10 protein-coding genes are annotated in these 14,431 nt (G+C 57.5%); 5 read left to right on the forward strand and 5 right to left on the reverse strand.

The window, feature by feature from the left end:
• The first annotated feature begins 383 nt into the window (after positions 1 to 383).
• The 5 genes from EPN59_RS09675 to EPN59_RS09695 all read left to right on the forward strand — a co-directional run bounded on the left by EPN59_RS09675 (position 384) and on the right by EPN59_RS09695 (position 9,276).
• On the forward strand, positions 384 to 3,644 hold the full coding sequence (locus EPN59_RS09675; protein ID WP_293040548.1) for a type I restriction endonuclease subunit R: 3,261 nt from the start codon (positions 384 to 386) through the stop codon (positions 3,642 to 3,644).
• A gap of 382 nt (positions 3,645 to 4,026) precedes the next feature.
• On the forward strand, positions 4,027 to 6,369 hold the full coding sequence (locus EPN59_RS09680) for an AAA family ATPase (protein ID WP_293040551.1): 2,343 nt from the start codon (positions 4,027 to 4,029) through the stop codon (positions 6,367 to 6,369).
• On the forward strand, positions 6,350 to 7,735 hold the full coding sequence (locus EPN59_RS09685) for a hypothetical protein (RefSeq protein WP_293040554.1): 1,386 nt from the start codon (positions 6,350 to 6,352) through the stop codon (positions 7,733 to 7,735). The genes EPN59_RS09680 and EPN59_RS09685 overlap by 20 nt, the downstream gene beginning before the upstream one ends.
• A 600-nt stretch (positions 7,736 to 8,335) precedes the next feature.
• Positions 8,336 to 8,629 (forward strand): hypothetical protein, encoded by a 294-nt coding sequence (locus tag EPN59_RS09690; RefSeq protein WP_293040557.1) that lies wholly within the window; start codon positions 8,336 to 8,338, stop codon positions 8,627 to 8,629.
• Positions 8,629 to 9,276 carry a hypothetical protein gene (locus EPN59_RS09695; RefSeq protein WP_293040560.1) on the forward strand — a complete coding sequence of 216 codons (648 nt, stop codon included), beginning with the start codon at positions 8,629 to 8,631 and terminating at the stop codon, positions 9,274 to 9,276. The genes EPN59_RS09690 and EPN59_RS09695 overlap by 1 nt, the downstream gene beginning before the upstream one ends.
• Here the strand turns inward: EPN59_RS09695 and EPN59_RS09700 are convergent, their stop codons facing one another.
• The 5 genes from EPN59_RS09700 to EPN59_RS09720 form a co-directional block, all read right to left on the reverse strand.
• Complete coding sequence (locus EPN59_RS09700) at positions 9,277 to 9,558, reverse strand: helix-turn-helix transcriptional regulator (RefSeq protein WP_293040648.1); 282 nt, start codon at positions 9,556 to 9,558, stop codon at positions 9,277 to 9,279. It lies immediately after the preceding gene.
• A gap of 48 nt (positions 9,559 to 9,606) precedes the next feature.
• A complete protein-coding gene (locus EPN59_RS09705) occupies positions 9,607 to 10,827 on the reverse strand; it encodes a hypothetical protein (RefSeq protein WP_293045949.1) in 1,221 nt (406 codons plus the stop codon).
• 540 nt (positions 10,828 to 11,367) lie between these two features.
• Positions 11,368 to 12,513 (reverse strand): hypothetical protein, encoded by a 1,146-nt coding sequence (locus tag EPN59_RS09710; protein ID WP_293040566.1) that lies wholly within the window; start codon positions 12,511 to 12,513, stop codon positions 11,368 to 11,370.
• Complete coding sequence (locus EPN59_RS09715) at positions 12,510 to 12,797, reverse strand: AlpA family phage regulatory protein (protein WP_293040569.1); 288 nt, start codon at positions 12,795 to 12,797, stop codon at positions 12,510 to 12,512. Before EPN59_RS09715 ends, EPN59_RS09710 begins: the two co-directional genes overlap by 4 nt.
• 432 nt (positions 12,798 to 13,229) lie before the next feature.
• Entirely contained in the window at positions 13,230 to 14,414 is a 1,185-nt protein-coding gene (locus tag EPN59_RS09720; RefSeq protein WP_293040572.1) for an integrase arm-type DNA-binding domain-containing protein, read from the reverse strand.
• Between the last annotated feature and the right edge of the window lie 17 nt (positions 14,415 to 14,431).

The following is a 14,431-nucleotide window of genomic DNA, read 5'->3' on the forward strand; positions in this document are numbered from 1 at the left end:
GGTCAGGTACGGAGCGGCGAAGTACCATTCCTCATCCGACACATCCGTTGGGTAGGCTCTGCGCTTTTTCATTCCGCCAGGATACCAGGTCTGGCGGGAAGTGCCTAACACGCTCTAGAGCGGATTGGGATTTCTTGAAGCAACTGAAGGTGTCAACGCCGAGTGATGCCCTTTTGGGGGCGTTCATCAAAGTAGTCAGGCCCATGTTGGATGAGATGGCAACCCTAATTCAGGTAAGCGAGATACTGACTGAGCAAGCCAAATCGTTATTACCCCGCCTCATCTCCGGCAAGCTACGCGTCGATCACCTCGATATAACATATCCGCTTAGCATGAAGCCGGAGTTGGTACAGGCTACTTAAGGACGGAATAAGGGGAAGCGGGTGGCAAAGAACTTCATCTCGGAAGATGACATCGAGCAGGGGCTGATCCAGCGCCTGCAGCACTTGTGCGGCTTCGATGCGTTGAACTGCTACACCGCCCAGCCCGATGACCTCAACGACGGCTCGGGGCGCGGCGACAAGCGCGAGGTGATTCTGGCCGACCGGCTACGTGAAGCGGTCGAGCGCCTCAATCCCCAAGTCCCGGCCCATGCGGTGGATCAGGCCATAGGTCAGTTGCTGCAGCCCCGCACGGCCATGAGTCTGGTGGCCGCCAACCGCGAGATGGATGGTCTGATCCGCGATGGCGTGCCCGTCACCTACAAGCCCGAGCACGGGCCCCAGGCGGGGCAGACGGTGACTGAGCGTCTGAAGGTGATCGACTTCGATCAATCCGACCCGAAGGCCGGTCGAAACGAATATCTGGCCGTTAGTCAGTTGTGGATACGGGGTGAGTTCGGCTACCGCCGCCCGGACGTACTGCTCTATGTGAACGGGCTGCCCCTGGTCTTCCTCGAACTTAAGAACAGCAATGTCAAGCTGAGGGCCGCCTTCGACGACAATGTCACCACCTACAAGGCCGAGATTCCGCAGCTCTTCGTGGCGAATGCATTGTGCCTGCTGTCTAACGGCATCGAGACCAAGGTAGGTAGCCTGACCGCCCGGTGGGAGCATTTCTTTGCCTGGCTGCGTGTGGAGGATGAAAAGGAGGCGCTGGACCGCACGGCTATCGCCGAACAGGGATTGAGCGTGGAGCGAGCTGTGCTGGGTTTGCTTATGCCCCAACGCTTGCTGGATTACGTCGAGAACTTCTGCGTGTTCTATCGGGAAACGCAGAAAGTAATCGCGCAAAACCACCAGTTCATCGGCGTGAACAACGCCTTCGCCCAATTCATCCGTCGCCGTGAGCTGCGAGGCAAGCTGGGGGTCTTCTGGCACACCCAGGGTTCGGGCAAGAGCTTCTCAATGGTGTTCTACACCCGCAAGATTTTCCGCAAGCTCACGGGCAATTTCAGCTTCGTGGTGGTGACCGACCGGGACGATCTGGATGGCCAAATCTACCGCAACTTCCTGCACACCGGTGTGATCGGCCCGAAGGACGATGTGCGGCCACGCAATAGCGCCCAGTTGCGCGAAATGCTGGGCAAGAACAAGCGTGTGGTGTTTACGCTGATCCAGAAGTTCCGCTACGACAAGGGCAAGGACTACCCGCTGCTGTCGGATCGCGACGACATCGTGGTGATTGTCGACGAAGCCCACCGCACGCAATATGCTGGCTTAGCCGAGAACATGCGGGTGGGTCTGCCGAATGCCGCCTACCTGGCCTTCACCGGCACGCCGTTGCTGGGCCAAGAGCGCAAGACCAACGCCTGGTTCGGCGATTACGTTTCGGAGTACAACTTCCAGCAAAGCGTGGAGGACGGCGCTACGGTGCCATTGTTCTACGAAAAGCGCGTGCCGGAAGTGCTCATCCAGAACGATGATCTCAATCAGGAGTTCGCCGAAATCGTCGAGGAGGAGAACCTCGACGAGGCCGCACAACAGAAGCTCGAAAAGCGCTTCGCCCAGGAAATGGCGGTGATCAAGGTAGACGACCGCCTGGATACCATCGCCCGCGATATCGCCTATCACTTCCCACGCCGGGGCTATCTGGGCAAGGGAATCGTGATCTCGGTGGACAAGTTCACCGCAGTGACTATGTACGACAAGGTGCAGGCGCTGTGGAAAGACGAGATCAAGAAGCTCACGGGCATCATCAACGGGACGCAGAATGACATCGAACGCCTACGCCTGAAGCGAATCCGGGACTGGATGCGCGATGTTGAGATGGCCGTCGTAGTTAGCGAGGAGGCGGGCGAGAACGAGAAGTTCGAAAAGCTCGGCCTCAACATCAAGCCGCATCGCGAACGAATGAACCGGCTCGATAAGCATGGCCACGACATCGAATTCAACTTCAAGGACCCGGAGCATCCACTGCAGTTGGTCTTCGTCTGCGCCATGTGGCTGACGGGCTTTGATGCGCCGACGGTCAGCACCCTGTATCTGGACAAGCCCATGCAGGGCCACACGCTGATGCAGACCATCGCCCGCGCCAACCGCGTGACCAGCCATGAGATTAATGGGGTTGCGAAGCACAACGGCGAGATCGTGGACTACTACAACGTGTTCCGTCGCATGAAGCGGGCGTTGAAGGACTATGCCGCCGGACCGGGCGACGACGAGGAAGATATGCCCGTCCGCAACAAGCAGGAGTTGTTTGCATTGCTCGATGAGGCCATTGCCCAGGGACTGGTGTTTTGCGACACACACGAGGTCAATCTTCGGGGTGTGCTTGATCGTGGCGATGTCTTCGAGAAGCTGGGCCAATTTAACGTGTTTGCCGACACGTTGTTGGCGACGGATGAGTTGCGCAAGTCCTTCAACGTCTATGAAAACACTATAAGCAGCCTCTATGAGGCGTGTAAGCCGGAGGTGCTGGGGCAGGGGAAGGGGCGGCTGATCTCGGCCTTCCAATACTTACGCGGCGTATTGGAGAGCATTGTCGAACAGACGGACGTAGACAATGCGGTACTGCGACTCTCTGCCTTGCTCGATGAGAGCGTGGTGGTGGATAACGTCGAGGCGTTCAAGGCCAAGCAGTTCCAGGCGGAATACCAGATCGTCCAGCGCGGCAGGACTTGGGACTTGAGCAAGGTTAATGTGGAAAAACTGCGTGAGGAATTCAAGCAGGCGCCTTTTAAACATATCGCCATCGCCGATCTGCGGGCTTTCCTTCAAAAAAAGCTGGCCGAGATGCTGGCGCAGAACGCGACACGTATCGATTTTTTGCAGCGACTGCAGAGCGTGATCGATGCGTACAACTCCGGCGCGACCGCAACGGAGAACTACTACGAGGAACTGTCGGCGTTTGCCGAGGCGCTCAAGGAGGAGGCGGAGCGCCACATTCGCGAAGGCCTCAGCGAGGACGAGCTTGAACTGTTCGATCTGCTGAAGAAGGATACGATGACCCAGGAGGAAATGCAGCGCGTGAAGCTGTCGGCTAAGCGCTTGTTGAAGCGTTTGGTCGAGGAGCATCCCAAGCTATTGGTGCAGGACTGGTTCAAGGATCGTCAGTCCATGCAACAGGTACGGTCGGAAATCGAGCGTGTGCTCGATGAGGCACTCCCAGAGAGCTATGACCGAGCCACGTTTAAGCAGAAGTGCGACAACGTTTTCGATCTTGCAGTTGATTACGCAAACCATCATCGCCGTTGGGCCGCTTGACACTCTAGCGCAAGAAAACGGAGGCCCGCATTCGAGGTCTCGTATTGTTATGGTTGCGACTGACCGCTGTGATCATTTACCCGACCGTGTATTTGTGAATCGCCACCGACCGCTTGGAGTCGCGTTCTGCCGATCGCCTGCGTCGCGCATCAGTCGGCCATGAAGGGCCATCCATCTCCATGGTCTTTCAGACGTTCCGGCGACGGCTCCGACATAGCAATCGGTCGTTCGACTCGGGACGCTGAGCGTTGTCCAGTCCGTCGGAGTAGCGACCCGCCAGCATCAACTCACCATTACCCCCACGCTAACGTGATGCTAGGAGCACCGCTCTGGACCGACGAATAGCACCTACCTAGCTGAAAACACAAAATCGGGAACTCATATGACTGAGGAAATATTCGACCAGCGCATTCACGACGAGTTAAAAGCAGTAGCGTCTGAAAGCGTCGCGTCCGGGCGGCTATCCGCACAAAACTGGATCGACGAGCAGACTAAACTATTCCGCGACACCTTCGGGCCGGACGTCTTGCGGCAACTCGACGGCTCAGCGCTATTGCAACTGATGCACGGGCGTCAGGGCAACGATACTCGTTGCCTGGCATACTGGCTCGAATTCAAGAACGACGATGAATTTTCCAGCAATCAGTTCGGCGGAATTCGTGGTGGCTCCGCCCTCAAATTCGGCATTTTTCAGCGGGAGAGCGACGGCGCTTGGATGGCGGGGTCTCCGCAGCAGCAGGTCGCCCTTTCGCTCGACGGTGCTATCGCGATCGCACAAAGCCAGCGGGATGAACTGGTTGCCGGAGCAGATGTTCTTGCCGCGTTCGATCCAACCGAGGCATCCGACGCGGCCTATGCACAACTTCAAACTGCGATGCAAAACGCGGCACCCAAGCTCTTCAGTTTTGGCTGGTCGCACAAATACTGGTTTCTGAACTTCCCTGACAAACTTGACGGTTTTCACAATCCGCGTTATCAGCGTTTTCACCTGCTCAAGCTGTTGCAATTGCCGCCCGATAACGTAGGCGTTCGCGATCCGAACGCGCCGACGTTTGTCTGCGCTGGCCGCTTCGTGAAAATGGGGCGTCAGCTCTCGCTGCCGGTTGCAGCACTCTGTGTGATGCTGAATCAGAGGAACGGGACCGTTCACCGCTATTGGAAGATCGGTACGACAGCGGGCAGTGACGGTGACAGCGAATGGGCGACGATGCGAGATGGCAACTTCGTTTCGATTGGATGGCCGGAACAGGTGCCGGACCTGTCGGGGCTGCTGGCCGAGGACAAGTCGGAAGTAAAGGACAAGATCAAGCAATGGCTGTTGCCGTCGTACGGGAACAATTCTGGCATGGCCTCTCGCAAAGCGGGCGAAATAACGAACTTCGCACGTGAGATGTCCGAGAACGATATCGTGCTTGCGTGCGGGGGGCAATCAGTGCTCGGCATCGGCCGGATCACTGGGTCTTACGAATACGAATCCGGGCTTTTGTTTCCGCATAAACGGCCTGTCGAGTGGCTCTCGCTTACCACGTGGAGCATGCCGGAATCGGAAGGTCCACGTACAACCGTCTTCGAACTTGGAAAGAGCGCAAGAAATATTCTCACGATTGAGCAGGTGTTGGACGGACATTCGCTTCCCGAGGCTCAGATTGCGGCACGGGTGGTTAAAGGAGAGTCTGTTGACAAGAGCTACGCGTTGCTTCCTCTCGATCCCTTTGCGTCTAGAGTCGACAACATTCTTCGTCGCAAGGGGCAAATTGTGCTGTACGGCCCCCCGGGAACTGGCAAAACATATCGCGCATTGCAGGTCGCCCGCGAACTGGCGGCACGCCACACCTTCCGCAAAAGTTACTCGTCGCTGAGCGAGACCGAACTGGCCCAAGTCAATGGGGCAGATGGTCTCGTGCGCATTTGTACATTCCATCCGGGATGGGGCTACGAGGACTTCGTCGAAGGGCTACGGCCGAAAACTAACGGCAACGGTCTGATGGTGTTCGAACCGCAAGATGGTACATTCAAACGCCTCTGTCAGAGCGCAATTGACAAACCAGAGCGGCAATTTTTCCTCATCATCGACGAAATCAATCGGGGAGATTTGCCTCGCATTTTCGGCGAACTGCTCACGACAATCGAAATCGACAAGCGGGATACGTCCGTAACGTTGCCCGTGACCCGTGCGCCTTTCGCCGTGCCGCGCAACGTGTTCATACTCGGGACCATGAACACGGCCGACCGCTCGATTTCACTGATGGATGTGGCGCTACGCCGTCGCTTCGGATTTATTGAGCTGATGCCGGACAGTTCGCTATTGGCAAACCGCCGTGTCGGCGGACTCTCGCTGAGCGCTTGGCTCGATGCGCTTAATGCCCGGCTGCGTCAGTCCCTGAAGCGCGATGCCCGAAATCTGCAAATCGGGCATGCGTATCTCATGCCGCCTACACCGATCACCTCGGTTGCCGATTTTGCTCGCGTGCTACGTGACGACATCATTCCGCTTCTCGAAGAATACTGTTACGACGACTTCGGGACACTAAGGGACATCCTCGGCAGCGAACTGGTCGACGTGGATGCGTGCCGTATCCGTGAGGAGATGTTCCTACCGAACCGGGATAACGATCTTATCGAGGCAGTCTCGTTCAAGGAAATGCAGCCCTTGGTGTTGTATCAGGATAACGACGACGCCCTCGACAGCGCCGAGGATGAAGACGATGCCGTTCGTTCCCAGTGAAGACTCGGCGCGCCTGACTATCCGGCTCTCCGAATGGGACTGGACCGCCCCTTCGCGCGATCCACGCCTGAAGGATATGTCGCTTGCGGGCGACACCGCATGGCGTCGGCTTGCCGATGGCCTTCGCGGAAGGATTGATATATACGAGCGCTACGATGGCCTTACGATCGAAACCTCGTCATTTGTCGGCCGCGTCGATGTCGGGCCGTTGCGCATAGTGGTTCAGCCGAAGTTGCCCGCCATGCCGCTTACGCGGCTATTGCGTTATGCCTACGGGTTGCGTGACTTGACGTCGACGGCTGAAACGCGCTCCCCAACGGACGAACGCGGCATGCATGATTTGCTGATCGCATTGCTGGCCGGGGAGGTCGAAGAGTTGCTGCATCGTGGTCTACCACGTCACTACGTCGCACGGGACCGAAGGCTCGATAGCCCGCGCGGCCAGATTCTGATTGACCAGATCATCCGACGGGGAGGAGTGCTTGAGCCGATGCTTCCGTGTCGGCAATACGAACGCCGCTCCGACTGGAGCCTGAACCAAGTGTTGCGCGCTGGGCTCGATCACGCTGCACGGTTAACTGAGGACCGCGAGTTGCGCCGACACGCGCATAAGCTTTCAGCGATGTTTGGCGACGTCCGCGAAATGCCCAGGCTGCGCACTGACGATATCGATTTAGTCGCACGAAACTTGACCCGGCTCACGACAGCCTGCCGACCTGCGCTCACGCTGATTCGATTGCTGCACGATATGCAGGGAGTTGAACTCGAGACGGACATCGGGGCGAGTAGGACGCCTGGGTTCCTATTCGACATGAACCTGTTTTTCCAGCGCCTGCTGTCACGGTTCCTTCGCGAGAACCTCGTCGATGCTCGGATCGTCGACGAGCACTCCATTCAGGGTATGTTTGCGTTTGCTTCCGGTTCGAACATTAAGCAGCGCAGAGCACCCTCACCGCGCCCTGACTATGCTCTATTCCACGGGAGGCGTCTAAATCGTTTCCTCGACGCGAAATACCGCGACTTGTGGCGTAAAAGTCTCCCGGTCGAATGGCTCTATCAGCTAACCATCTATGCGCTCGCATCGCCCGTCGAGGTTAGCGTACTTCTATATGCGTCGATGTCCGAGTCGGCACTTGATGAAGAAGTTGAAATTCGTCAACCAGTGTCGTGGTCGAATAGAGCACCCGCGTCGGTCATTTTGCGTCCAGTGCCACTCGGGATGCTCGCGGGGCTCGTCGGTTCTGATGCGACCACTGAGATAGTTGGACGGAGGCAACAATTGGCGCAGCGACTTATCGCGAATCGTACGAATGGGACCAACCTTAGGGATACCGCAACTACAGGTTTCGGAGTGCCAAGCACCTGAAATGGGCCAATTTGCTCAAAAAATGAGCAAAATGCGCCGATCAGGACCCGAAAATGTGCCGGAAATGTCGATTGCTGCGATGCAACACACATTACAAAGCTTTCTTCTTGAGACGTGCGACCCTGATAACGGCCGACGGGCCGGGGCCATCCATTGCCCCTGCCCGGATCGCACGAACCCGCCAGCGGGCAGGAAAACGGGCAGGAGGGGGATTCCCGGTGTCGGGAGAGCGAGCGAAAGTCACTGAAATGGGCGAGTGGGTAGAAATTACCGATTTGCACGATTTTGATATGACCCTTTGTATCGTCTGATCGATCTGTGCTACATTTTTTTCTACCAGACCAGCGTTTTCGGGTAATTCCTACCCATTTTCGGATCATATTCCGCTCCTGACACGTCGACCTCGCCGTTGCCTGCGTGATTTTCTCCACTGCCTGAGCGCTGCACACCGACGCGCCTTGCAAATCACACCCGCAGCATTGTCACGTTCCTGAAACGCACGGCAGTAGCCTCGCGTTTCAGCTTTTCCCACCTGCTGAGCTTTTCACCGGATATCCATCCGGCGATAACGCTCGCATTGATAATTAAGGATACCTGATCATGAACAGGAAAAATCCTACACCGCTTTTCTCTCTCGGCCGAACCGTGGCGACGCCCGGCGCGCTCGACCTTCTCGACCGAACCGGCACCAATGCGGCCGAACTATTGCGTAGGCATCAGTGCGGGGACTGGGGAGCCGTCTGCCTCGCCGATGCTCGCTCAAACGATCTGGCCGTTACGAACGGAATGCGCCTTCTTTCGGCCTATGACCTGGGCGATAGACGTGAGCGAGTATGGATCATCACCGAGGCTGATCGGCGCGTGACGACTCTGCTGCTGCCGGACGAATATTGATGGAGTTCACCGTGCAGAAACTTCATCCCGCCTTGCGGCCCGGACGACGCCTCACGATCGTTGGTTCGAACATTCCGACCTTCAGTTTCCAGGGCAGTTTCGATTCGACGTGTGCCTTGCATGCGGCAGCAATGGCGTTAGCGATGCATGGGTGCGTGACAAACCCGCTACGTGCGCTGTCGCGGCGAAGTAGTCGTGAGGCCGAATATGTCAGGAAAGCGACACCGTTCTGGCATACCGGAATTTCGCTAGAAGAACTGCAAACGCTTATCCGGGAGCTCAACTGGGGATTGCGACCTGCCGTCTTCGAAGGAGCGCATGCGCACGTCCTCCGATTCAGTGAGCGCGAATTGCTACGCGGGCAACCGGTGATCGTGACGTGGCGCGAATTACATTGGGCGACCTTGCATGCGGTACTCGCAGTAGGCATCGAAGGGCGGCTAACCGGCCGGACCTTTGAAGGCCACACGCTGCTGCTGATTGACTCTGCTGAGACCGAGCCTATCCTCGCGGTTTACAACGCACGGTTGACGTGGACAACACGACGCGGCAAGAAGGGCGAATATGCCCAATACGTGACAGCGTTCGAGCGTCGCAAGGTAGTACTCGCGGGCGGGATGTCGATCCGAAGCGGAAAGTCGCCGTAGCTACCGCAACGGCCTGCGTCTCGGTCGCGGCGCTTCATACCGATGCTCGCCGGACGGTTTGAGCGAAAGCGTCAGCGGCTCAAACAGGTCGGAGAGTGTGATGCCTAGCACGTAGCAGATGGTCGCCAGCGTCTCAACCGTGGGATTGGCGACGCCACGCTCGATGGCACTTATGCGGGTTCGGTCTAGACAAGCTTCGTAGGCCAACTCCTCCTGCGATTTGTCCACTTCGATCGGGCACGCCTTCAATCGCGCGCCCGCCCGAAGTGGTGAGCAACTCAACGCAACAGGCGGTGCAGCGGAACGCAGAACGTTCCGCTGCAAGTGCCGTCAGCCACTACGATGAGCCTTGCCGCGGGCGGGCACCTCGGATGTAATCGGCGTTCGCGCGCTACCCGGCTTTGCGAGATCGGGGCTTGTGCGCCGGAATTTCACACTGCTGGCCGGACGGGATGAAGTTGCCTGGGACTGACGCTCAACCGCCTTTGCCACCTTTACTTGGTGTTGCGGCGGGACGAAGAGCGGCGAGAGCCTGCCAATCACCTGACCGATCGCGTCGCGCAGCAGTTCGGCGTTGAACCAGTCAACCTCCTGCTGCTGAGCGAGCTTGCGCGTAAACCGGCGACGCTGGTTTGCGTCGAGTGCATTGAGCGCAGCGTTGATGCCGTCATTGCGAGCGCATGCGATGAAAAGGCGGCCCTCCGGCGTGTTGAACGGGGCAACGTCGTGCGGCAGATGAAGGAAGCGGATGCCGTCAAAGCACGACGCGAAATTGGCAATATCCGAAACCGGAACAGCATCCGTTGGCTCGCAGCGGACCTCCAGTCGCCAACGCGGCGGACCATCAAGCTTTTCCTTCAGCGTTGCCACCTCAATATCCCACTCATCAGATGCCAGCGCAGCAAGTATCTTGTCGGCGTGCGGCTCTAGTTCGCGATGCAGAACCTCTACCGCCTTGTCGTAGATGCAGAGCCGACGATCTGAATGAAGCGCGCCGACGTAAAGCGAGCCGAGAACGCCGTCACCGCCAAAGTCGTACAGTACCTTCGCGCCGCTGCGCTTTCCTTTCGCTTCGACGAGCGTACCTTCCAGCGGATTGATATCGTAGTCAACATTCGCATGCAGCATGGGAACGACCGCTTGCGGTAGAACGCGATGCGCATCGGTCCCGAACAGGAAGCGAAGGAATTTCCCGAGATTAGCGATTGCTTGACCGCCCTTTCGGAGATACGGGTTCGGGTTGAACTCGATCGTTACCGCCCACGGATACGTCTTCTTGTTCGGCAGGCTTTCGACCAAGACTGAATTCCCACCAACCGGAACGTGCAGGCGTCTCTGGAACGCCTTGCGCTGGGATGAGAGTTTCTTGGCACCCGGTCTAGTCTCGATCACATCGAATTGCGCCTGCAGATATGCCGCGAGGGAATCATCAACATGTTCGGTCCGAATACAACACTTGAACTTGTCGACGCCGATCTCGACGATATGATCGAGCGGGAACAGGGCACCGTTCTGCCCGGAATATAATTTAGACATGCTTATTTTTTTCATGCCAACTCTTCGATTGATAACAGTGTGCGATCCGGATGAATACCGGACCAGATCATTTACAGCCTTGGGAATCCGGTGTCGGATTCGTGTGTCAGATTGTCCTCCGAGTTCGTGGTGTCTTCCGTATTGATATGGATATGTATCTGTTATTACAGTCGCGTGGTTCTTCGCTTTCGATCACGCCGAACGCGCTTAAAAACGGGGCTGTCGTCCAGAGTGAGGCGTTTTTCTCGTCCCACACGCGGCTGTTTTTCGTCGACTTTCCTCGCTAGACCCTGCCACCGTCGAAATTGCGCTGAATTGCCTTGAAAGCGCAATTTTTAAGGCCTTTCTGAGGTCCTAGTGCGCGCGCGGTGTCGTGTCTATGGTCGACTTTCCTCGCTAGGGTCGCCCTCGAAAAACGAGCGGAAAGGCAGCAGCTGAGGCTGCCATTGGTGCCGTGTTGCGGTTGTTGCGCTTATTTCGAAGCCGCTGGAATTTTGCGCAACGACCGCAACTGCTAGTTATTACTCGCTGTTAGGTGCGACACGGTAAGTGCGGTCAGGAGCAAGCGTGTCCTAGGCGATTGGCCCCACCGTCATCAGCCTTAGTGGTAACCAGGTCATTTGCCGTCTCATCCTCGGGGCTGGTATCCGTGCTTTTGATCGAAGACTTTCGTGACAACACGCCGTCAAAGTTGTAGCGACTAGCCCAGCGTTTAGCCCAACCCGTCGGTGGAACGAGGCCCACCGTGTTCTCGGGCGGAATCAGCGACGATTCCAAGCCACGCGAGACGTTCGACTTGTTGATGCCGATGACCTCCGCGATCTTCTCGATCGTCGCACCCTTGGCACGCAAGTACCACGCCACACGGATAATCGCACGTGCAGCTATGAACTGCTCCTGAGCGAAGGTCCAGGTGCCGTTCGATTCGAGGAATGCTTCGACCATTACGCGACCGATACCCTGCTGGTGCCAGTTCGTCAACGTCACGTTGTCCAGCAAAACTGCGATCTGCGCACCCGGCCCCGGCTCACAAGTGCTAACCTCCATGCACGCGTTGCAGTATGCGCGAAGTCCGGTCACGTCCTGCTTTTTCGCATGAACGATAAAGAGGACAATAAGTGCACCGAGCCTTTGCGCCTCAGCGTTGAGTTGCGCGATGGCTGCAATCGCCTCGTCGCGCTTCAGGTCACGGTACGCCACCGTAGTGAAGACGCAGGCATCCGGCTTCACGTGGTCCATCAAGAGAGGAACACCTTCGGGTGCCAAAGGGTTGAAGCGACGGCAATGTTCAATCGCCTCCGCCCGCATCTTGTCCGCTTGATTGCACGAGCGCGTATACGACTTCATCGACTCAGCCTCACGCGAGCCAGACGAATGCAGGAAGGTAAGCGTCGAGACGGCGCGCACGGGCTGGTCGGCAATCGTATCGTCGGCGAGGATGCCATCCGCGATGGCAGCAGCGGCGACCGTCAGGATGGTCGGGTCAGCGCACGTCACGAGCACAACGCCTTCGGCCGGTTTCACGTTGGCGCGGAACGCGGTCTTCATCGTCTGCGCAATTTCGGTAGCCGCGCGCTTGCGAGCGCCCCTCAAAGCGTCCGATTCCGGACCCAAGTCATTCAGAACGTGATCGGCGAGCGACTTTGTCGGGATAGAGGCTGAGGTTGGCATGCTGGCCAGCGACTTTTGCACTTGCGTCATTGTTCAGCCTCCAACGATGCAAGGTATTTCAGGATAGCTGAGAGTTTCCAGCCCCGCATGCGCTCCGACAGGTGCAGTGGTGCTGGAAACCTCCCCGTTTTCACCATGCCGTAAAGGGAAGTCCTCCCTATGCCAACAATCTCGAGGACTTCGGGCAGGCGGAGGATGCGGTCGGTAGGCGGCGCGCTCTCATTAGCGAGAGCAATGCCAAGATGCGATGCGATGGGCGTGCAATTCGCGCAGTTAGACGGCGGACGCGCGTCGACCTCAGATGTGCGGCTCATATGACGATCCGATTTAGATGTGAGTCAGCGTCCACACCAGATCATTCTGGTGTGGGATCGTTGACATCGGCGTCAGATGTCTTGGGTCGAATAACCCGGGTCTCCATACGTCAGTCGCTTGAAGGTATGCCTGCCGATTGCCGCGACAGGAGACACATCAAGAACGCAAGGAGCGCGCCTGCACGATAAAGTGCCGAGCCGTAGTGCCACCGCTCTACTGGAGCGTCAGCAGCATGGAATGTGTTCTGGAACGCGCATGGTTCGTCCCATAGCCAACCCACTTGGGGCATAGACACTTAGTGTCCGCGACATGAGCTGAGTTTGCTGTCGGCAAAGTCTTGATGGCGACAAAGATTTTACCTAATTAAGGCGACGATGCAATCCTGCCAGAATCCGGCCGGCCGATTTTCCATGTGTGCTCCTAAGCCGGAATCACGTTGCCGCCTTGAGCGAGCCGAGATAGTCCGCCCACTGCTGCATCATGGCACGTCGTTCTTTCAGGAATTTGGTGCGGTTGTATGCGGTACCGAGAGCGTCGGGCACCTTGTGTGCGAGTTGATGCTCAATTACCTCCGGCTTGACATGCAGTTCCTCGTGCAAGATCGTGCGAGCCATAGCCCGGAATCCATGCCCGGTGATCTCCGTCTTGGTGTCATAGCCCATGCGCCGCAATGCAGCATTAACTGCCGCCTCGCTCATCGGCTTCTTCGGGTCTCGACCGGGGAATACATAGGTGCCGTGGCCGGTGAGCGCATGCAGCTCTCTCAGAATCGCAACGGCCTGCACAGCCAGTGGTACGAGATGCTCCGTCTTTGTCTTGGTCACCAGGTAACGCCAGTCTGCCCTTTCAAGATCAAAGCCCGACCACTCAGCCTTGCGCAATTCGCCGGGGCGCACAAATAGGAGAGGAGCCAACAACAATGCGCTCTTCACTACAAACGTACCGCGAAAGCCATCGATCGCGCGCAAAAGCTCAGCGACTTTCGCGGGCTCCGTGATGGACGCGAAGTTCTCGTGTCGAACGGGGGGGAGAGCGCCTCTCAAGTCTGCCGAAGGATCACGTTCTGCTCGCCCTGTCGCCACGGCATACCGAAACACCTGTCCACAATTCTGCAAGGCGCGATGCGCCGTATCTTTCGCCCCGCGCTCCTCGATTCGCCGAATGACCGTCAACAGCTCGGGAGCCGTGATTTCCGAGATGGGCCGGATGCCTAGCCACGGGAAGATGTCCTTTTCGAGACGCTGAATGATCTTATCTGCATGACTTTGAGCCCATCCAGGCGACTGGCGAGCAAACCACTCGCGAGCGACAACTTCGAACGAGTTGGAGGCCTGGTCAAGCGTCGCTGCTTTTTTCGCTTTCTTGTTCTCACCTGGGTCGACGCCCTGCGCGAGAAGCTTGCGCATCTCGTCCCGGCGCTCACGTGCGTCCTTGAGCCCGACATCTGGATAGACGCCAAGCGATAGCCTCTTCTCCTTGCCGTCGAATCGGTATTTGAAGCGCCACCACTTGCCGCCGGCAGCAGAAACCTCCAAGTACATCCCGCGCTCATCGAATAAACGATAGAGCTTGCCAGTCGCCTTCGCACTGCGAACGCCTACGTCAGTGAGTGCCATGCACACTACTCCTTGGG

It is taken from the genome of Paraburkholderia sp. (genome assembly GCF_004298475.1).
Taxonomy (GTDB): domain Bacteria; phylum Pseudomonadota; class Gammaproteobacteria; order Burkholderiales; family Burkholderiaceae; genus Paraburkholderia; species Paraburkholderia denitrificans.